Here is a 19,586-nt window from a genome sequence, read left to right on the forward strand (position 1 = left end):
TTAATCGAATGGTGGCCGGTACCGATCGCTTGAGACAGATCACCGACGCGCTGCGCGAGGGCGCCGAGCGCAGCGTCGCCGAACTCTCCGCCCTGACCGGCGCCTCGGAGATGACGATCCGCCGCGACCTGGACGCCCTGGCCGACCAAGGCATCCTTGAGCGCTACCGAGGTGGCGCCCGAGGTCTGCTGCTGCGCGGTCAGGAGCCCCCCTTCGTCCTGCGGGCCCAGGAGTCGATGGACGCCAAGCGGCGCATCGCCGCCGAGGTCGCCACGTTGATCACTGACGGCGAGTCCGTCGTCCTGGACAGCGGCACCACCTGCCTGGAAGTCGCCCGTGCCCTGCGCGAGCGCCGACTGACCCTGATGCCGCTGTCCCTGCACGCCGCCAACGAGGTCACCGGCGCACCGCAGCTCACCCTTCTCCTGCCCGGTGGCCAGCCACGCCCCGGCGAACTCGCCCTGACCGGCCCCCTGACCGAGGCATCACTCGCCGCGCTGCGGTTCGACACCGCCGTCATCGGCTGCTGCGGGCTGTCCGCCGCCGACGGCCTGACCGCCTACGACCTGGCCGACGCCGCGGTCAAACGCGCCGCCATCGCCTCCTCTCGCCGCGTCATCGCGGTGGCCGACGGCGCCAAGCTCACCCGCAGTGCCCTCGCCTTTGTCACCCCCGCCACCGCCCTGCACTGCGTGGTCACCGACCATGACGCTCCCCAGGACCCCGTCCTCGAACTCACCGCCGTCGGTGTCACCGTCCGCAGGGCCTGAGTCGCCGGGGCCCGGAGCCGAATGGACGGGCGCCACGTGCAAGGGCTCCTCTGCGAGACGGGCTTCAGGTGCAGGGGCTCCTCGCGAGTGCACCACCGACATGTCCGGCGTGCTGCGCGCCCGCGTCGGCACGCAGCTCACCGCGCTCCTCTGAGGACCGTCTCAGACCCGGCCCCCGGGTCCGGCCCGGCCACACCGGACCGGACCGGACCGGCGCGCCGGGAGTGTCGGCCGCTCGCCCGCTCGCCCGCTCGCCTGCTCATGAAACGGACGTCACGCGATTACGCGGAAGCCCTGTTCGACAGCCAGGCGTCGATGACGGCCGCCACCTCGTCGCGGTCGGTGAAGACGTGGCCGCTCATTCCGACGGCCTGTGCGGCACGTACGTTCTCCTCGCGGTCGTCGACGAAGAGGAAGTCGGCCGGAGCGGCCCGCATGGCGAGGACGCAGTGGTGGAAGGCCGCTGGGGCCGGTTTCGCCGCGTTGATCCTTCCGGAGAAGGCCACGTGGTCCAGGCTGTGCAGCCAGGGCTGCGCGGCGAGGAAGGCGTCCGCATGGTCCGAGGGGATGTTGGACAGCAGGGCGACTTCGACGCCGCGCAGGGACTGGGCAAAGGCGACCATCCCGTCATCGACGCGTGACCAGCTCTCGATGTCGATGAGGCGCAGTTCCTCGACCGTGCGGGCGTCGGCGGACCGGCAGAGCGATCGCAGTACTGCGGTCCAGTACTCGGGCGCGGACTGCCGACCGGCGTCGTAGAGCGGTCGGCAGGCCCAGTAGGCCGTCGTGAAGTCTTCGGTGGATGCCCGACAGCGGGCGGCCATCTCTCCCAGGGATCCCGGGCGTTGGTGACGGGCTATAACTCCGAAGAGGTCGAACAGCACGATGCTCCGCTCTGTGCGCATGGTGATGCGTTCCTCCGGATCCCGAGGGGCGTTCAGTGGTCGCTCGCTACCGTCTGACGTGTGCGGTCGGATCCGACGCGCAGGATCCCGGCGGCCACAGCGGTGATCGCACACAGCAGGGTCAGCAGCACGAAGGCGTGGTTCAGGGCGACAAGGTGGGTCAACCAGCCGATGACGGCGGGGCCGGCGAGCATGCCCACGTAGCCGAGCCCGGCGACACGGGAGACATTGGCCCCCGCGGCGGCGGGGTCGGCGTGCCCGGCGGCGCTGAACAACTGCGGGACGCAGCCGGACAGGCCCAGCCCGAACAGCGCCCAACCCGCGAAGGCGGCCCATATCCACGGGGAGACGGCGACGATCGTGATGCCGACGGCGGCTGTCGCCGCGCCGTGACGCAGGATCGGCATGGAGCCGAACCGGGCGACGAGACGGTCGGCGAGCAGTCGGCCGACGGTCATGGCCGCCGCGAAGGTGCCGTACGCGAACGCGGCAGTGCTCGCGGACGCTCCGAGGACGTCCTTCAACTGCAGGGCGCTCCAGTCGTTGGCGGCGCCCTCGCACAACATGACCATCAGCGCCAGGACCGCGAGGATCCAGATGCGCCGGCCTGCGCCGCCCCGCCCGGCGGGCGACGACGCCCGCTCGGCCTCCCCCGCGGAGTCGGCGTCGGCGACGGCGGGCGCGGCCGGCAGCAGTGCGCGTGCCGAGGCCAGGGCGATCACGATGCCGAGGGCTCCCACCGCGGTCATACCCGCGGCCGGGCCCAGGCCGGAGCTGGCCGTAGCGGCTCCGACCAGCGCGGCGAGGACCCCGCCGACCGAGAATGTGGCGTGGAAGGCCGACATGACGGGCCTACCGTACGCCTGCTCCACGTGCACGGCGTGGGCGTTCATGCTCACGTCCAGGCAGCCGTTGCAGAAGCCGAAGACCAGCAAGGCACCCGCCAGCGCCCACGGCCGCGAGGAGACGCCGGGCAGCACCAGAGCCGCGCTGCACAGCACTCCGGCGGCGGGCACGACTACGCGCGCTCCGAGAGCGTCGGTCAGACGCCCGGCCACCTGCATGCCCATGAAGGCCCCCAGCCCCAGCAGGACCAGCAGCCCGCCGAGCGTCGCGTGACTGATGCCCACGCGCTCTTCGATGGCGGGGATATTGACCACCCACGCGCCCATCACGGTGCCGCAAAGGATGAAGTAGGCAAAAGTTGCCACGCGGGCGGCTCGAAGCGAGTCTCTCATGACGGCAACCGTAACGAACATTCCGAGCGATTGACAAGCGCAGTTTCGAACACATCACATGTTCGTTTCACGGCCTCCGCCCCGCCATCAGCGACACAGACCGGCACGGAATGATCGCGCAGACCGTCAGGAAGCCGGTCAGTTGATCGGATATGTCTCTCCGGCTGCTGATCGCCGATGCGATGGGGGACCGGATCGAGCCGTGGACGCCCGCCGATGCGGCCCGTGGGCGAAGACGGGCAGACCACCGTCAGACCCTTGAGGCCATTGCGTGGAAGTACCGCAGCTGCCGGCCCTGGCGAGACGTGCCCGGCGGACTCAGCCCGTTCCAGGCCGCACGCAGGCGCCTGATCAGGCGGGGCAGGCGGGACTGTGACGCCAGGGCCTAGAGCGCCTTCTCGAAGAACACGCTTTCCGGATCGCCGCGATACGTTCCGAAGCCCTCCGTCGGCGCATAACCGCTGGAGGTGTAGAGCCTCACCGCCTCGGCCAGCAGGGCGCCGGTCTCCAGGACCATCCGTATCCGCCCCGCCTCGCGCGCGCTCTGCTCCAGCGCGGCCAGAATCCGGCGCGACAACCCCTGCCCGCGCGCCTCGGGCACCACGAACATCCGCTTCAGCTCCGCGTCCCCGCGCGCGTACCCCTCGTCCGGGGCATCCTGGGCGCGCCATCCGCCGGAAGCGACGGGCGCGTCCGCGGCGTACCCGAGGAGATAGATCCCGTTCGGCGGATCGAAGTACGCGGACCGCAGGGGCGTCACATCGCCGGACCCGTACCTGCGGGTGTACTCCGCCTGGGCCTGGCCGTCCAGGGCGACTGCGTCGGGGTGGTCATAGGAGATGGTCTGGATTTTCACGGTTCACCACCCTACGCACCCCGCGTACGAGGCACGCCGTGCGGGGTCCGGGCCACTCGGCCCGGACCCCGCACGCGCACGGCTCACCGGCCCGCGCGACTCATCGGCTCATCCGCTCAGCGGCCGATTTCCTTCCGGTTGATCCGGCGCAGTCTGCGCCGCTGCGACGGGTCCAGCATCAGATAGGCCGCCGTCGGCACACCGATCACCACCAGCAGTGCGAACCAGAAACCGATCAGTGGCCACAGGAGAAGGCCCACGGCCACTCCCCCGATGGCGATCTTCGCGTTTGTCGACATCTCCCACGCCTCCTCTGCGGCTCGGCCGCTCCCTGCTCAGTGAACGTGCGCGACCGTCCGGCAGTTCCACTATGCGCCCGCGCGCAGCGGTTCGCCGACCTCGTGCAGATGACCGAGTGCCTGACGGTACGAATCGACGAGTCCTGTTTCGGTGTACGGGAGCCCCAGCCCGCGACAGTGGGCGCGTACCAGCGGCTGGGCGAGCCGCAGGTGGGGGCGGGGCATGCTGGGGAAAAGGTGGTGTTCGATCTGGTAGTTCAGGCCACCGAGGAACCAGTCGGTGAGGACTGAGCCCCGGATGTTCCGCGAGGTGAGGACCTGGCGGCGCAGATGCCCCCAGCCCTCGCTGTTCTCGGGGTCGGGCATCTCCATACCCTTGTGGTTGGGCGCGAACGCCATCCCGAGATGGAGACCGAGCAGCATCTGGTGGACCAGCGCGAAGGCGACGGCCTGGCCGACGGTCAGGGTGGTGAGCAGCAGGGCCGCGTAGCCGACGACGTGTGCCGCGAGCAGCGCGCCCTCCACGGCCCTGCGGCGCGGGGGTATGCCGCCGCTCTCACGGGAGAGGACGGCCTGGAAGCCGTACACCTTGAGTGCGATGCCCTCCAGGGTGGTCAGCGGGAAGAACAGCCACGCCTGGTGCCGGGTGAGCCAGCGACGCAGCCCTGAACGGTCCCGGGTCTGGTGCTGGGTGAAGACCAGGATGTCGGCCTTGACGTCGGGATCCTTGTCAATGTGGTTGGGGTTGGCGTGGTGCCGGTTGTGCTTGTCGTTCCACCATTCCTGACTCATGCCGAGCAGCAGATTGGCGTGGACGAGCTGGATGAGACGTCCCTTCCTCCGGTCGGCGGTGATCTGCGCGTGTCCCGCGTCGTGGCCGACGAACGCCATGCGCGCGGACAGAACCGCCAGGGGCGGGGCCAGCGCCAGCGTCCACCAGGAGGGGCCGAGCAGGACCATCCCGGCGACGATCGCGGCCAGCAGCAGGAGGTTGACGGTGATGCCCCGGAGATACCAGCCCGCTCGGCGTTCCAGGAGTCCCTGCTCCTTCACCATCCTCAGGAGCGGGGTGAAATCGCTGCCTCCCGCGCGTGCCGTCGCGGGCTCGGTCACGACCGGGTGCGCCGGCGGGGCCGTGGGCTCCGCCGGTACGGGATCGGGTACGGGCTCCACGACGGGGGCCGCGGCGGCTCGGGGCATGTCTGTCTCCGGTCTGTCGGCATGGCAGGTGAGGGCGGTCAGGGCAGGGCAAGACAGGTCAGGTCAGGTCAGGGAGAGGCGGCTCGGGAAGAGAGGGGTGAGGGGTGAGAGGAGTGGAGAGGTCACGCGGACCTCGCTCGCCCTCCTGACTCGCTCGCCCTCTTGACTCGCTCGCCCTCTTGAAACGTACGGTCGCGCGACGTGGCGGACCATGAGGCAATCCCCCCGAACCCATGGGGGGTTTACGGGGACCAGGGGTGTCTCTGAGTGCACCGACGCGAGTCCCCGGCAGACCGGGGCGTGCGCCCGGTCACCGGAGGCGCGGCGCCCGCGAGGCCGTGAGGATGAGGTACCCTCGGCCGCCTCGACCCGCCAGTAGTCAAACTTGAGGAGTGTATTTTTCCCGTGCGCAGGCTCCCTGTGGCATCACTCTCCGGGATCGCCGGAATCGCCCGCGGCTCCACCGTCTTCCTTCCCTCGGATCCCGCCCGTGCGGGCAGGATCGTCTCCTGGCAGCCCGAGAGTCCCTCGCAAGCCGATGGCGCCACCGACCGCACCCCCGGGAGCGCTGCCGGGAGCGCTCCCGGCGCCGTACGGCCGCCGTCGGGCACCGGCTCCCTGGAGCCCGGGGCCTCGGAGCCCGGCGCCCTGGAGCACGGCGCCTCTGAGCCCGTCCAGGCACCGGGCGGCCGTGAGCAGGAAACGGAGAAGCTGGTCGTCGTCGACGCCGAGGGCCGTCTGCGGACGGTCGGAGCCGTGTCGATGCCGGTGCCGGTCGCGCTTCCACTGCTCACCAGGGCGCGCACCTCGCCGCACGTCTCGCCCTCGTCCGCCTTTTGGGGCTCGGCGGCGCTGCTCGCGCTCCGGCTGGCCGCCCAGGGGAAGATGTTGCCCGGCATCACCGCCGCGGGGTACGACGCGTGGCGGGCCGGGCCGCTGGACGCCGAGGACCTCGACCGGATCCGTGCCCTCGCGGCCTCGATGCCGCCCACCGCACACGCCGTGCCGTTGGACGCCTCGGGCCCCGGACCGTTTCTGCTCCCTGCGCCCGAAGGGCTGCTGCGGGAGTTCCTCGACGCGGTGATCGACGGGCTGCCACGCACCCCTGGCGCCCCGATCGCCGCCGGCGGACCGGCCTTCGCCGCCGTAGCACCGTCCCGCCGGTTCCCCGAACTGCGCGACTGGGCCGGTGATGTGGCCGCCGGGCACGACGCGGGCATACGGCTCTCGCTCCGCGTCGAGCTGCCCGGCCTCACCGACGCGGGCGCCACGGAAACGAATCCCACGACTCCCACGAACCCGAACAAGTCCACGAACCCGACCCAGTCCACGGACTCCACGAACTCCACGGAGTTCACCGAGTTCACAGACTCCACGGACTTCACGAACTCCACGGACTTCAGCGACTCGCGCCGGTCCGCCACCGGGCCGACCGGGCCGACCGGGGCCACCGCCACACCCGCCGCCGCCTTCCGCGCCGTGCTCCAGTTGCACAGCGTCAGCGATCCGACGGCCGTCGCGGACGCGCGCGCCGTGTGGTCCGGCTCGGCAGGGACGGCCTTCGGCCCGCGGGCCCGGATGGACGCACTGCTGGCGCTGCGCCGGGCCGCGCGGGCGTGGCCGCCGCTGGCGCCGCTGCTCTCCGCCGCCGTTCCCGACAGCGTCGAACTCGCCGACGAGGACGTGACGGAGCTGCTCGGCGAGGCGTCGTACGCGCTCGCCGCGACCGGCGTCCAGGTGCACTGGCCCCGGGACCTGGCACGCACGCTCACCGCGAGCGCGACCATCGGCCTGCCGGGTGCCGGGGAGCACCCGGACACGGGCACCGCTGACGCGGCGAGCGGCCCGACGGCGGCGGAACGGGCCGAGAGCGACCTGCCGTCCTTGCTCTCCGCCGATACCCTGCTCTCCTTCACCTGGCAGTTCGCGCTCGGAGACCTGCGGCTCGACCGCGCCGAGCTGGACCGGCTCGCCGAGGCGAGCCGCCCTGTCGTACGACTGCGCGACCAGTGGGTACTGATCGATCCGGCCCAGGCCCGGCGCGCCCGGGACAGCCGCGACCGCGCACTGACCCCGGTCGACGCGCTGGAAGCCGTACTGACCGGTTCCACCGAGGCCGACGGCCGCCGGGTCCCCGTCCACGCGACCGGCGCCCTCGCCGCCCTGCGCGACCTGCTCGCCGACCCGGAACGCGCGGAGCAGCGGATCGGACAGCCCGCCGCGCTCGCCGCGACCCTGCGCGACTACCAGCTGCGCGGCCTCAACTGGCTGCACCGCATGACGTCCCTCGGGCTCGGCGGCTGCCTCGCGGACGACATGGGGCTGGGCAAGACCATCACCCTGATCGCCCTCCATCTGCACCGCGCGGCCATTCCGGCGGCGGCGGGTCCGACCCTGGTCGTCTGTCCCGCCTCGCTGATGGGCAACTGGCAGCGGGAGATCGAACGGTTCGCCCCTGGCACTCCCGTACGCCGGTTCCACGGCTCCTCGCGCACCCTGCGGGCCCTGGCGGACGGCGAGTTCGTCCTCACCACGTACGGCACCATGCGGCTGGACGCGGCGCGGCTCGCCGACGTCGACTGGGGGCTGGTCGTCGCCGACGAGGCGCAGCACGTCAAGAACCCGTACTCCGCGACCGCCAGACAGCTGCGCACCATCGGGGGCCGCGCCAGGGTCGCGCTCTCCGGCACGCCCGTCGAGAACAATCTCTCCGAGCTGTGGGCCCTCCTCGACTGGACGACCCCAGGACTGCTCGGCCGCCTCGGCACCTTCCGTACCCGCTACGCCCGGTCCGTGGAGAGCGGCGAGGACCCGGCGGCCGCCGAGCGGCTCGCCGCCCTCGTCCGGCCGTTCCTGCTGCGCCGCCGCAAGTCCGACCCCGGCATCGCGCCCGAGCTGCCGCCCAAGACCGAGACCGACCGGGCCGTCTCCCTCACCGGGGAACAGGCCGGGCTGTACGAGGCGGTGGTACGGGAGACCCTCGCGGCGATCGCCGGGGCGGCCGGGATCGAGCGGCGCGGGCTGATCGTCAAACTGCTGACCTCGCTCAAACAGATCTGCAACCATCCGGCGCAGTACCTGAAGGAGGAACGGCCGCTCCTCGCGGGCCGTTCCGGGAAACTGGAGCTGCTGGACGAGCTGCTCGACACCATCCTGGCGGAGGGGGCGAGCGTGCTGGTCTTCACCCAGTACGTGGCGATGGCGCGGCTGTTGGAGGAGCATCTGGCGGCGCGCGGCGTGCCGACACGCTTCCTGCACGGCGGCACGCCGATTCCCGAGCGCGAGGCCATGGTCGACCGCTTCCAGAGCGGCGGGATTCCCGTCTTCCTGCTGTCGCTGAAGGCGGCGGGCACGGGGCTCAACCTCACCCGCGCCGAGCATGTCGTGCACTTCGACCGCTGGTGGAACCCGGCCGTCGAGGCGCAGGCGACGGACCGCGCGTACCGGATCGGCCAGGACCGGCCCGTACAGGTGCACCGGATCATCACCGAGGGCACGATCGAGGACCGCATCGCCGAGATGCTGGCGCGCAAACAGCGGCTGGCCGACGCGGTGCTGGGCTCGGGCGAGGCCGCACTGACCGAGTTGACCGACGCCGAACTGGCGGATCTGGTGGAGCTGCGAGGGAGCACGCGATGAGCGGCACGGATCGTACGGCCGAGGACGAGGCGCGCACCTTCGCCGCGTCACCGCCCGCCCGGGGCCAGGGGTTCGCGGTCACCTGGTGGGGCCGGGCGTGGCTGAAGGCGCTTGAGGACGCCGCCCTGGACGGGGCACAGTTGCGGAAGGGGCGCACGCGGGCGCGGGAGGGGGCGGTCGGGGCCGTTTCGGTGCGGCCGGGCCGTATCACCGCTGTCGTACGGGACAGGGACGGGTCCGCCCACCGCAGCGATGTCCTGCTGCGGCGGCTGACGGACGAGGAGTGGGACCGGTTCGTGGCGATGGCGGCGGACCGGGCGGCCCATGTCGCGGCGCTGCTCGACCGGGACATGCCGCCGCACCTGGTGGAGGACGCGGCGAGCGCGGGGGTGGAGCTGCTGCCCGGCATGGGCGATCTGGAGCCGGAGTGCGACTGCGGGGCGTGGGACCACTGTGCGCATTCGGCCGCGCTCTGCTACCAGTTGGCGCGGCTGCTGGACCAGGACCCCTTCGTACTGCTGCTGTTGCGCGGGCGGAACGAGCACCGACTGCTCGACGCGCTGCAACGGCGCGTCGCGCCGACGGCGGCAGCGGACGGCGAATCCGCGGCGAGCGGCGTTCCGGCCGACAGGGGGACGGGGGCCGGTGTGGACGCCGTGACGGCCTTCGCCGCGCGGGACGCGGTGCCCCCGCTGCCCGCTCCCCCGCTCGTGCCGGCGGAGCCGGGACAGCCGCCGTCCCTGGACACGGAGAGCGCGCCACCGGCCGGTGTCGACGCGGGGGCGCTGGAGTTCCTGGCCTCGGCGGCCGCGGCACGCGCCCTGCGGATGCTCTCCGACGCGCTGCGTCCGGACCACGGGCAGCAGCCGTTCGAGGAGGAATTGACGGTACGTCAGGATTGCGTCCGGCTGGCCGCGACCGCTCCCACGCCTTCGACCTCGGCCGCGCACTTGCCCTTGCCCTTGCCCGTGTCCTTGCCCGAGGAGCCGACCGCCGGGCGGCTCGCGGGCGGCAGCGGCCGACCGGCGCGGGAGCTGGATGCGGCGGTGCGCGCGTGGCGGTACGGGGGAGCCGAGGGGCTGGCCGTACTGGACGGGGAGTGGGCGCCTGATCCGGCGGATGTCATCCGGGCGCAGGCCGCCCTCGACACGGCCTGGGAGGACGGCGACCGGCCCGCGCTGCGGCGCTCGGGTCCGGGCTCAGGCTCGGGCTCGGACTCGGGCGTGCGCTCGGGCTCGGGTCCGGGCTCAGGTCCGGGCTCAGGTCCGGGCTCGGACTCGGATTCGGACTCAGGCTCAGGCTCGGTCCGGTGGAGAGTGACCGGCTCGTCGGTGGAGCTGCGGTACGGGGCCGACGGGCGTTGGTGGCCCTACCGCGAGGAGCGCGGCCGGTGGTCTCCGGTGGGGCCGGGAGACCACGATCCGTCGGTGGCACTGACGGTCGCGATCGCGGCTGCGGCTCCGGACACGCCGGAGTGAGCCGAGCCGCCGGGGGCCCGCGTACCGGCGAGGGCCGCGCAACGGGTAAGAGGCCCGGCCGGTCCGAGTCACCCGTGTGGGCCGCGACCTCTGGCGTCACAGGGACCTCGCGGCCCCGGGGTGGCTCGTCCCGCCCCTCCTCCCCCACCGCCCCGGCGGTTCCGGTACCGCCCTGTCGCGCTCGGACCGCCGGGGTGTGCGCGACGCTTGCCCCGCCCGGTCGGCCGGGTGACGATGTTCCCGTCCCGCGAGGTCGGACCGGGGAGGCGGCGTTGACCGACACCTGGGTGGCGCTGGAGGCGGGCGCCGATCCGGCGCGGCGCCGGGGTGCGCTGCGCCTGGCCTACGAGTCGTACGCCGGCGCGGGGCGGGTCGAGGGGCCCGTCCGGCCGGTGGTCGCCGACTCCTGGCGACGCTCGGCACGGGCGAGGGTGCGGCCCGAGGGCATCGCGTACGTGGAGCTGCCGGACGACGAACTGGCCGCGTACCGCGACGCCCATCCGCTGTCCCGGGTGATGCCGCTCTTCCGTGAACTGATGGGCGGCTACGCCATGGACGGCGAGCACCTGATGGCCGTCTGCGACGCGCAGGGCCGGCTGCTCTGGGTCGAGGGACACCGCGCGACCCGGCGGCTGGCGTGCCGGATGAACTTCGTCCCCGGAGCGCGCTGGGCGGAGACGGCGACCGGTACGAACGCGCCCGGCACGGCGATCGCCGTCGACCGGCCCGTACAGGTCTTCGCCGCCGAGCACTTCCAGCGGCCGGCACACGCCTGGACCTGCGCGGCGGCGCCCGTGCACGATCCGGGCACCGGGCGGCTGCTGGGCGCGGTCGACATCACGGGCGGCGACCGGCTCGCCCATCCGCACAGCCTCGCCTTCGTCGGCGCGGTGGCGCGGGCCGCCGAGTCACAGCTCGCGCTGGCCGCTGCGCCGCCCGCGACCGGAACCGTACGGCTGTCGGCGCTCGGCCGGGACGAGGCGCTGCTCGTGGCGGACGGACGGACGATCGGGCTGAGTCCCCGGCACAGCGAGATCCTCACCCTGCTGGCGCACCGTCCGGAGGGGCTCACCGGGGACGAGCTGCTGACGGAGCTGTACGAGGAGGGCACGGTCACCCCGGTCACCCCGCGCGCCGAACTCTCCCGGCTGCGCGGGCTGCTCGGCCCCGGGCTGCTGCGTTCACGCCCCTACCGGCTGGGCGGGCCCGTCGAAGCGGACTTCGCGGCCGTGGCCCGCAATCTGGCGTCCGGGGCGCTGACCTCGGCGATGACCGCGTACGCGGGGCCGCTGCTGCCCGGCTCGCAGGCGCCGACGGTGGTGCGGCTGCGCCGACGCCTGGCGGACCAGCTGCGGGCGGCGCTCATCGCCAGGGGCGACCCGGGCCTGCTGGCCGACTGGGCGTACAGCCCGTGGGGCGAGGACGATCTGCCGGTGTGGCGGGCCCTCGCCTCGGCCCTTCCCGTGCCCCAGCGCGCGGCGGCCGCCGCGCGGGTACGCGAACTGGACGCCTGGCAGCGTCGCTGACGCCCTGATCCCCCCGTCCCTTTCGCCGCGCGCCGGATCGGCTGCCCCGCGCCTCTTGTCCGCGCGCTCCGTCCCGGGCCCGGCCCGGCACCGCTCGGGCAACGCGCTCGCAACGTACGGGTGCCTACCGTGCGAGGCGGGCGTCGTCCAACGGCGGGCGGCGCGGAATTCGGGAGGCCACGGAGATGACCCGGTACACAGCGCCCGGCAGTGCGGGCGCCATCGTCTCGTACGAGTCCCGCTACGACCACTGGATCGGCGGCGAGTACGTTCCGCCCGCCCGCGGCCAGTACTTCGAGAACCCCAGCCCGGTCGACGGCCGCCCCTTCACCGAGGTCGCCCGCGGCACCGCGGAGGACGTGGAACGGGCCCTGGACGCGGCGCACGGCGCGGCCCCCGGCTGGGCGAGGACGTCCGCGACGGACCGGGCCGGTGTGCTGAACCGGATCGCCGACCGGATGGAGGCTCATCTGGAGGAGCTGGCGGTCGCGGAGAGCTGGGAGAACGGCAAGCCCGTCCGGGAGACCCTGGACGCCGACATCCCGCTGGCCATCGACCACTTCCGCTACTTCGCGGGAGCGCTGCGCGCCCAGGAGGGAACGCTCAGCGAGATCGACGACGCCACCGTCGCGTACCACTTCCACGAGCCGCTGGGGGTGGTGGCGCAGATCATCCCGTGGAACTTCCCGATCCTGATGGCGGCCTGGAAACTGGCGCCGGCCCTGGCCGCGGGCAACACCGTCGTCATCAAACCGGCCGAACAGACCCCCGCCTCGCTGCACATCTGGATGAGCCTGGTCGCCGATCTGCTGCCGCCCGGTGTCGTCAACATCATCAACGGCTTCGGCCCCGAGGCGGGCAAACCGCTGGCCTCCAGCCCCCGCGTGGCGAAGGTCGCCTTCACCGGGGAGACCACGACGGGGCGGCTGATCATGCAGTACGCCTCGGAGAACCTGAAGCCGGTCACCCTGGAACTCGGCGGCAAGAGCCCGAACCTCTTCTTCGACGACGTGTGGGCCGCCGACGACGACTTCCGCGACAAGGCGCTCGAAGGGTTCACCATGTTCGCCTTCAACCAGGGCGAGGTCTGCACCTGCCCCTCGCGCGCCCTGGTCCAGAGCGGCCACTACGGCGACTTCATGAAGGCGGCCGTGTCCCGCACGGAGGCCATCGTCCCCGGCAACCCGCTCGACACCGCCACCATGATCGGCGCGCAGGCGTCCGACGACCAGCTCCGGAAGGTCCTCTCGTATCTGGACATCGGCCGGCAGGAGGGGGCGAAGGTCCTGACGGGTGGTGAGCGCGTCGAATACGACGGTGAACTGGCGGGCGGCTACTACGTCCAGCCCACCATCCTTGAGGGCCACAACCGGATGCGCGTCTTCCAGGAGGAGATCTTCGGCCCCGTCCTGGCCGTCACTGCCTTCAGCGACTTCGACGACGCGATCAAAACGGCCAACGACACACCGTACGGCCTGGGCGCCGGTGTCTGGACCCGCGACGCCAACACCGCCTACCGGGCGGGCCGCGCGATCCGGGCGGGCCGCGTCTGGACCAACTGCTACCACGCCTACCCGGCCCACGCGGCGTTCGGCGGGTACAAGCAGTCGGGGATCGGACGGGAGAACCACCGGATGATGCTGGACCACTATCAGCAGACGAAGAATCTTCTGGTGTCGTACTCACCGAAGAGGGTGGGCTTCTTCTAGGCCCTGTCGCCACATGGGCGGGCCCCCGCGGCGTCCGGTGCGCCGCGCTCGCAAGGCGGAGGGTCGCCCCCGTACTGGACGTACGGGGGCGACCTCGACGACGCGGCGAGCGGGCGTGCCGGACGCCGCCGGGCGGGCGGGACTTTGAAGACAGGACCCCAGGGGCCCAAGAAAGGGCACCTGACCTGGGCTGATCCCCAGCAGGTACCCTTCATCGACGCTGGCCGGGCAGCATGGTACGCACCACAAGGAACGTCGTCGGACACGGCCGACCCCTCCACGGCTCAGGACCGGCGACGCGGCTTCCCCCGCTGGGCGCCGCCCTTGGCCGGCTTGCCCGCACCGGACTTCTGTGTCCCGCCCCGCCCCGCGCCCTTGGACAGCGGCTTCTGCTGTTTCGACGGTGCCTTCGACCGCGCGGCGGGCGCGGAACGCCCTCGCGTGCTGTTGACAGTCCGCCCCCGGACGATCCCGATGAAGTGTTCCACCAGGTCGGTGGTCTCGTCCTCCAGCCACGACAGCGCCACGCGCGACTCGGGGGCATCCGTCACCGGCCGGTACGTGAGGTCCTTGCGGTGATGCAGCCGGGCCAGGGACTGCGGAACCATGAGCACCCCCACCCCCGCCGCCACCAGCTCGACGGCGTCCATCGTCGTCGCGGGCCGCTCGCGCGCGGGACGTCCGGGCAGCCGCTCCCACTCCAGGGTGTCGTCGAGGGGGTGCAGCACCACCTCGTCGGCGAGATCCTCGACGGAGACCTCTTCGACGGCGGCGACGAGGTGGTCCTTGGGCACCACCACGACGGTCGTCTCGGTGTAGAGGGGAATCGCGCTGAGCCCCGTCCGGTCCATCGGCAGCCGCACGAGCCCGGCGTCGGCGCCACCGCTCCGCAACATCGCGGGCGCCTCGGCGGCGGAGACCCCGGCCAGATCGAGGGGGACGTCGGGCAGCCGCTCGTGCCAGATCCGTACCCACTTGCCGGGCGTCACCCCCGGTACGTAGGAGAGCCTGAATGAGGGAGGTGTGTCCGCGCCTGTCACCCGCCCAGGTTACCGGCCGTGGTCAGAGGCCGCTCACAGGCTCGATACGCTTGACTTCATGACATCGCACAAGACCACTGTCCAGACAATGAAGCCCGCGACCGCGGCGAAGAAGCTGGGCGTGTACTTGGAGGCCACCCCCACCGAGTTCCAGGAGGGCGTCGTCTCCCGCACCGAGCTGAACGCACTGCAGACCGACCCGCCCGAGTGGCTGGCGACCCTCCGTCGCGACGGTCCTCACCCGCGCCCGGTCGTCGCGGCGAAACTGGGCATCTCCATCGCCGGCCTCGCCCGCGGCGGTGTGACGGAGGCCCTCACCACGGACGAGATCGACACGTTGAAGGCGGACGGCCCCGAGTGGCTGGCACGGGAACGCGCCACGCAGGCGGAGGTCCGCAAGGAAGCGGTCCGCATCAAGGAGAAGACCGCGGAACGTGCCGCCGGATCCCCCCAGGACCGCGCCTGACCGCACACCCGGGCCGTGACCGCACCGCCCGGCACGGGGGGAATACGCAGGGGCGTGCGGAACCCCCGGCACCGGCCTCTTGCGGGGTCGGCAGCGCCGATCGGCGCCTCGCTGGACAGAGAGCGTCACGGGGCCGGGTCCAGGTCCGGGTCCGGGAACGGGGCGCGACGTCGAGCACCACGGACAGTCGGCTCGGGCGGCACGCTCGTACATCAGTGGGCCCGGCCCTTCCCGAGCAGTGTGAGACTCGCTCTCGCTCCTGATCTTCGACCGGCACCCGTTCCCGGCCCGGTTTGCCGACCAACTCCCGCCCTCCCACTGCCGCGCCCCTCCTCGTGCCTCAGCGCGCCACGAACCGGCGCAAGGCGTTGCGTACGGCCGGGGCGAGGCTGTCCGGGTGGTCGGCGTCGTGCAGCAGGTGGTCCACTCCGGGCAGCGTCACCCGGCCCGGTCCACCGACGTGTGCGCGGCGCAGGGCGGCGGTCAGGGCGTCCGTTGTGGCACAAGGGACCTGGGTGTCGTTCGTGCCGCACGTCAGCAGCACCCTGGTCCCCGGCCGGAGTGCCGCGGCGGTGTCCGGCGGGTAGACGGCGTCGTCGCTGTCCACGAAACGGCCGTTCGTCCCTTGGAAGGCTTCGAAGAGTTGGGCGATCGGGGGCGGCAGGTCGGTGGGGTCGACCGGTCGGTGTGCGCGCAGGGAGGTGACGGCGGCGTCGACTGCCGCGTCGATGGCACGCTGCTCCTCCGGGGTGAACTGGCCCTGCCGGGTCGCCTCGGCGATCTGGGCCTTCAGTTGCAGCGCGACCAGGTCCAGCAGGCGGATCGCCTGCGGTTGCAGCAGTGCCAGGCCGGCCGGGCGCGGACGGACGGTGCCGCCGAGCTGCAGCGCGGTCATCGCGCCCTCGCTGTGCCCGACGACCAGCAGCGCGTGCGGGTCGGTCTCCGGCTGATCGCGCAACAACGCGTAGGCGGCCCTGGCCTGGCGGACGTACGCCGGGTAGTCGAGTTCCTCCGGGCGGTCGCCGTAGGCGCCGAGCCCGGTGCGGCCGGTGCCGTACTTGTCGAACCGCAGCGTGGCGACTCGGTCGCCGTCGAGCGCGTCGGCCAACCGCGCCAGGGTGTTCGGGGTGAGCGCGGGTGGTTGGTTGCCGTCGCGGTCGGCGGGGCCGCTGCCGGGCAGCAGCACCGCGGCGCGCAGCCGCTGCCCGGCACGGTGCGCGGGGATATGCAGGGTGCCGTACGTCGCCGTTCCGTCGACAGTGAAGACGACCTCCCGGTCGGCGGCCGGCACGAGGGCGGGAGCCGCCTCGACCGGGGTGGCTGTCACGAAGGCCAGTGCCATCACGGCCGCGGTGAAGTGGAGGAGCATCTGTCTACCTCTTTCAGCTCAGGGCGTTCTCTACCAGCGCGACGGTCGCGCGGGGGTCGTCGACCTGCAGGACCAGACGGGCGTAGCGCTCGTCGGCGAGTTCGACCACGACGGTCTTCGACGGGTCCTTGACGTCCCAGAAGACCTTCTCGCCGTCGAGATGGAACGTGCCCGCCGTGATGACGCCGGGCACGCGGGCGCCAGGCGCGCGGATCCCCTTGGGATCGGCGGCGATGCCGGGGTCGGCGGTCGCGCCCCGGACGTTGGCCAGCGGGATGGTCAGGCTGCTCTTCAGGGCCCAGATCTTGTCGAGACCCTCGATCACGACGACGAGGTCGTCGCCGTCGATGCGAACCAGTGCCATGTCGGTTTTCCTTGTCAGGCGAGAGGATCGAGGCGTTGGGACAGCGCGGTGCCGACGCTGTCGGGGTTTCCGCGCAGGAGGATGCCCAGTGCGGCGGCCGTGAGGGCGGCGGCCAGGTCGGTGGGAATGCCGAGCGCGTCGGCGATCGCCCGGTCGACGGCGCCCAACGCGGCCGTCACCTCGGCGGCGACCTCCTGGTCGACCGGTGCCCGTTCGGCCGCCGCGAGCAGCAGCAGACCGAGGCCGGCCGAGGTGACGAGCCGCAGCGCGGTCGCGGCATCCGATGCCGCGGCGAGCGCGTCGACCAGGGGACGCACGTCGTCGGCGAGGTGGCGGCGCAGGGCAACCAGATAGAGGCCGCGTTTGCTGCCGAACGTCTTGTACAGGCTGTTGCGGTGCACGCCGAGGTGGGTGACGAGATCGTCGACGGACACCCCGTCGTACGCGCGGCTGCCGAACAGCCCGACGGCGGCGCGCACCACCTTGTCCTCGTCGAACGCCCTTGGCCTACCCATGACATGACTGTATTCCGTTGGGGAACGATCAGTCAAGAACGATTGTTCCTCAAGGGTCGGCAGCCATGACCGCGCGGCACTCTTCCACCGACCGGCTCGCCGAACGAACGGCCTGGACCGAGAAGCCACCACGGTTACGGGAAAGATCTCCTGGGCTCCGCGCCCCCAAGGCCGACGCGCCGGGCCCTGTCTTCGAAGTCCCGCCCGCCGCGCGGCGCCCGGCACGCACGCGCGCCGCGGGGCCCTCCCCTGGGGCGGACGGCGCTACGTCGAAGACAGGGCCCAGCCGTCCGTACCGCACCTCCAGCAGAACTGACGCAACGTCAAGACCGTTCCCCGCGAGGGTGTTCGTCCCTCCGCTCGGGCAAGGTCAGGGTGAAGACGGTCCCCTCGTGCCGCACGCTGGTCACCGAGACCGTGCCGCCATGGGCTTCGACGAGCTGGCGCACGATGGCCAGCCCCAGGCCGCTGCCGCCGGAGCGGCGGCTGCGGGATTTGTCGGCTCGCCAGAAGCGGTCGAAAACGCGAGGGAGGTCGGCGACGTCGATGCCGGTGCCGGTGTCGGCCACCTCGATCACGATCCGGCCGCCACTGCGACGGCAGCGCAGGGCGATGTCGCCTCCGGCCGGAGTGTGCCGGATGGCGTTGGACAGCAGGTTGCCGAGAGCCTGCCGCAGGCGCAGGGGATCCGCCGAGAGCACGGGGTCGCCCTCCGTGTGAGTGGTGAGTGTGACACCGACCGTGTCGGCCCGGCCGCGGTGGGCGGTGGCCACGTGGTCGAGGAGCTGACGCACATTCAGGGGTTCGGGGTACAGCCTGAACTGGCCCGCGTCGGCCTGCGCCAAGTGCTGGAGGTCGTCGATGATGTGCTGGAGCAGCATGGCCTCCTCCAGCAGGGCGGCGATGAACGCCTCGTCGGAGGCGGCCAGGCCGTCTTGGGCCGCTTCGAGCCAGACGCGGATCGTGCTGAGCGGTGTGCGCAGTTCATGGGCGATGTCGCTGACCATGGCCTTGCGCTGGTCCTCAAGACGCTCGCGGCGCTCGGCGAGGTCGTTGAAGGCGGCGGCCAGATGGCCGATCTCGTCGTTGGTGGTGACCGGGACCCGTCGCTGTTCCTGCGGTGGGCGACGGGCCGCGTCGGTCAGCGCCCGCAGTGGTCTGATCAGCCGGGTGCCGACGGTGACGGTGACGGTCACGCTGAGCAGCAGTACGAGGGCGGCGACGCCGGCGACCCGGACGGTGTTGGCCGGGGAGAGGTCGATGCCCGGGGCGGCCGATCCGTTCCTGGCGGTGACGAACAGCAGCGCGGACGGAGCGACGTGCGGGGCGAGTTGATCGCGGCGCGCGGTGTCGATGCACCGCTGGACGGCCTCGGCGCCGGTTCCGTTGAGGGCGAAGCCGAGATCGACGGTCACGGGGGCCAGGTTCTGACGTTTCACGCACTCCCCGACCAGGACGTTGAGCTGATCGAGCGCCCGCGTCTCGGTGCGGGTGGGGGCGTCGAGTACGTACAGCCCGCAGACCGCGCCGATCTTCTCCCGGGTCGAGTTGTTGCCCGTGATCACGAAGGAGGGCCGGCCGCTGGGCGCCTCGACGACAGGGGCAGGGGAACCCATGGAGTTGCGCAGGCATGTCTGCAACGTCCTTACTCGGCCGCGCAGTTCCTCGCGCTCGGCCTCCGGAAGCCGGTAGGGACCGACGGCTCTCGGGTCGATACCGTCCGTCTTGACACCGGGCAGCAGCGCCGGATCGGCCTGTAGAGGGTCGACCAGCGCCGATGCCTTGGTGGGGAGGGTGGTGATGGAGCCGGACGTGGCGACAGGCCGACGGTCCTGGGTGGTCAGGGTGATATGGCGCCTGGTCTGCTCGGCCAGCCGGTTCAGAGTCGGCTTCACTTCCGACCAGTCGGTGTGACCGGCGGCGTACCCGATGAGTGTGTCGTAGATCCGGGCGTCGTTGGCGAGGATCTGTCCCTGCTCCTGCTGAAGGGCGTTGGTGGCCGTACGAGTGGCCAGCCAGGCGGTGGCCGCGACCGAGCACACGGCGATGGTGATGGACGCCGCCAGCAGCCGGACCAGCAGGCTCCGATGCGGCGGCAACCTGCCGCCGCCGCCCGCCTCGGTTCCCACTGCGGCAGCCGCCTTTCGTGCCCCTCGCACCGCGCTCCCCCCTCGCACCGCGCCCCCCCCCCCCCCCGCCCTCCCCCTCCCCC

The 19,586-nt window shown here is 72.2% G+C and carries 16 protein-coding genes and 1 pseudogene; 7 read left to right on the forward strand and 10 right to left on the reverse strand.

Annotation, left to right across the window (positions count from 1 at the left end):
- The first annotated feature begins 11 nt into the window (after nt 1-11).
- A complete protein-coding gene (locus DVH02_RS09570; RefSeq protein ID WP_114623345.1) occupies nt 12-770 on the forward strand; it encodes a DeoR/GlpR family DNA-binding transcription regulator in 759 nt (252 codons plus the stop codon).
- A gap of 281 nt (nt 771-1,051) precedes the next feature.
- Here DVH02_RS09570 and DVH02_RS09575 read toward each other — a convergent pair whose 3' ends face one another.
- Nucleotides 1,052-1,675: an HAD family hydrolase gene (locus DVH02_RS09575; RefSeq protein ID WP_114623329.1), complete on the reverse strand. Its 624-nt coding sequence runs from the start codon at nt 1,673-1,675 to the stop codon at nt 1,052-1,054.
- A 32-nt stretch (nt 1,676-1,707) separates the two neighbouring features.
- A complete protein-coding gene (locus DVH02_RS09580) occupies nt 1,708-2,913 on the reverse strand; it encodes an MFS transporter (RefSeq protein WP_233518118.1) in 1,206 nt (401 codons plus the stop codon).
- Nucleotides 2,914-3,065: 152 nt separating this feature from the next.
- On the opposite strand from DVH02_RS09580, the pseudogene DVH02_RS09585 reads away from it, so the two are divergent.
- A pseudogene (locus DVH02_RS09585) lies at nt 3,066-3,269 on the forward strand (transposase); the annotation flags it as partial.
- Nucleotides 3,270-3,298: 29 nt separating this feature from the next.
- Here the strand turns inward: DVH02_RS09585 and DVH02_RS09590 are convergent.
- The 3 genes from DVH02_RS09590 to DVH02_RS09600 form a co-directional block, all read right to left on the reverse strand.
- Entirely contained in the window at nt 3,299-3,769 is a 471-nt protein-coding gene (locus DVH02_RS09590; RefSeq protein ID WP_199566223.1) for a GNAT family N-acetyltransferase, read from the reverse strand.
- Between the two features lie 116 nt (nt 3,770-3,885).
- A complete protein-coding gene (locus DVH02_RS09595) occupies nt 3,886-4,068 on the reverse strand; it encodes a hypothetical protein (RefSeq protein ID WP_114623331.1) in 183 nt (60 codons plus the stop codon).
- A gap of 69 nt (nt 4,069-4,137) precedes the next feature.
- Entirely contained in the window at nt 4,138-5,268 is a 1,131-nt protein-coding gene (locus DVH02_RS09600) for a fatty acid desaturase family protein (RefSeq protein ID WP_114623332.1), read from the reverse strand.
- A 762-nt stretch (nt 5,269-6,030) separates the two neighbouring features.
- Here DVH02_RS09600 and DVH02_RS09605 point away from each other — a divergent pair.
- The 4 genes from DVH02_RS09605 (at nt 6,031) to exaC (ending at nt 13,620) form a co-directional block, all read left to right on the forward strand.
- Complete coding sequence (locus DVH02_RS09605; RefSeq protein ID WP_233518120.1) at nt 6,031-8,907, forward strand: DEAD/DEAH box helicase; 2,877 nt, start codon at nt 6,031-6,033, stop codon at nt 8,905-8,907.
- Nucleotides 8,904-10,385 (forward strand): SWIM zinc finger family protein, encoded by a 1,482-nt coding sequence (locus DVH02_RS09610; protein ID WP_114623333.1) that lies wholly within the window; start codon nt 8,904-8,906, stop codon nt 10,383-10,385. The genes DVH02_RS09605 and DVH02_RS09610 overlap by 4 nt, the downstream gene beginning before the upstream one ends.
- A 272-nt stretch (nt 10,386-10,657) precedes the next feature.
- Nucleotides 10,658-11,911, forward strand: a complete 1,254-nt coding sequence (locus DVH02_RS09615; RefSeq protein ID WP_114623334.1) for a GAF domain-containing protein — start codon at nt 10,658-10,660, stop codon at nt 11,909-11,911.
- Between the two features lie 185 nt (nt 11,912-12,096).
- A complete protein-coding gene (exaC, locus tag DVH02_RS09620; protein WP_114623335.1) occupies nt 12,097-13,620 on the forward strand; it encodes an acetaldehyde dehydrogenase ExaC in 1,524 nt (507 codons plus the stop codon).
- Nucleotides 13,621-13,904: 284 nt separating this feature from the next.
- Here exaC and DVH02_RS09625 read toward each other — a convergent pair whose 3' ends face one another.
- The gene (locus DVH02_RS09625; protein ID WP_114623336.1) at nt 13,905-14,660 is read right to left on the reverse strand and encodes a LysR family substrate-binding domain-containing protein; all 756 of its coding nucleotides are present in this window, start codon (nt 14,658-14,660) and stop codon (nt 13,905-13,907) included.
- A 58-nt stretch (nt 14,661-14,718) separates the two neighbouring features.
- Between DVH02_RS09625 and DVH02_RS09630 the strand changes: the two genes are divergently transcribed.
- Nucleotides 14,719-15,126 carry a DUF5997 family protein gene (locus DVH02_RS09630; RefSeq protein WP_114623337.1) on the forward strand — a complete coding sequence of 136 codons (408 nt, stop codon included), beginning with the start codon at nt 14,719-14,721 and terminating at the stop codon, nt 15,124-15,126.
- Between the two features lie 340 nt (nt 15,127-15,466).
- Here DVH02_RS09630 and DVH02_RS09635 read toward each other — a convergent pair whose 3' ends face one another.
- The 4 genes from DVH02_RS09635 to DVH02_RS09650 form a co-directional block, all read right to left on the reverse strand.
- The gene (locus DVH02_RS09635) at nt 15,467-16,495 is read right to left on the reverse strand and encodes an alpha/beta hydrolase (RefSeq protein WP_114623338.1); all 1,029 of its coding nucleotides are present in this window, start codon (nt 16,493-16,495) and stop codon (nt 15,467-15,469) included.
- Between the two features lie 13 nt (nt 16,496-16,508).
- The gene (locus DVH02_RS09640) at nt 16,509-16,859 is read right to left on the reverse strand and encodes a hypothetical protein (RefSeq protein ID WP_114623339.1); all 351 of its coding nucleotides are present in this window, start codon (nt 16,857-16,859) and stop codon (nt 16,509-16,511) included.
- Between the two features lie 14 nt (nt 16,860-16,873).
- Nucleotides 16,874-17,374, reverse strand: a complete 501-nt coding sequence (locus tag DVH02_RS09645) for a TetR/AcrR family transcriptional regulator (protein ID WP_199566224.1) — start codon at nt 17,372-17,374, stop codon at nt 16,874-16,876.
- A 323-nt stretch (nt 17,375-17,697) separates the two neighbouring features.
- Nucleotides 17,698-19,503, reverse strand: a complete 1,806-nt coding sequence (locus tag DVH02_RS09650) for a sensor histidine kinase (RefSeq protein ID WP_233518119.1) — start codon at nt 19,501-19,503, stop codon at nt 17,698-17,700.
- Nucleotides 19,504-19,586: the final 83 nt, after the last annotated feature.

This window comes from Streptomyces corynorhini, assembly GCF_003346515.1.
Classification (GTDB): Bacteria; Actinomycetota; Actinomycetes; order Streptomycetales; family Streptomycetaceae; genus Streptomyces; species Streptomyces corynorhini.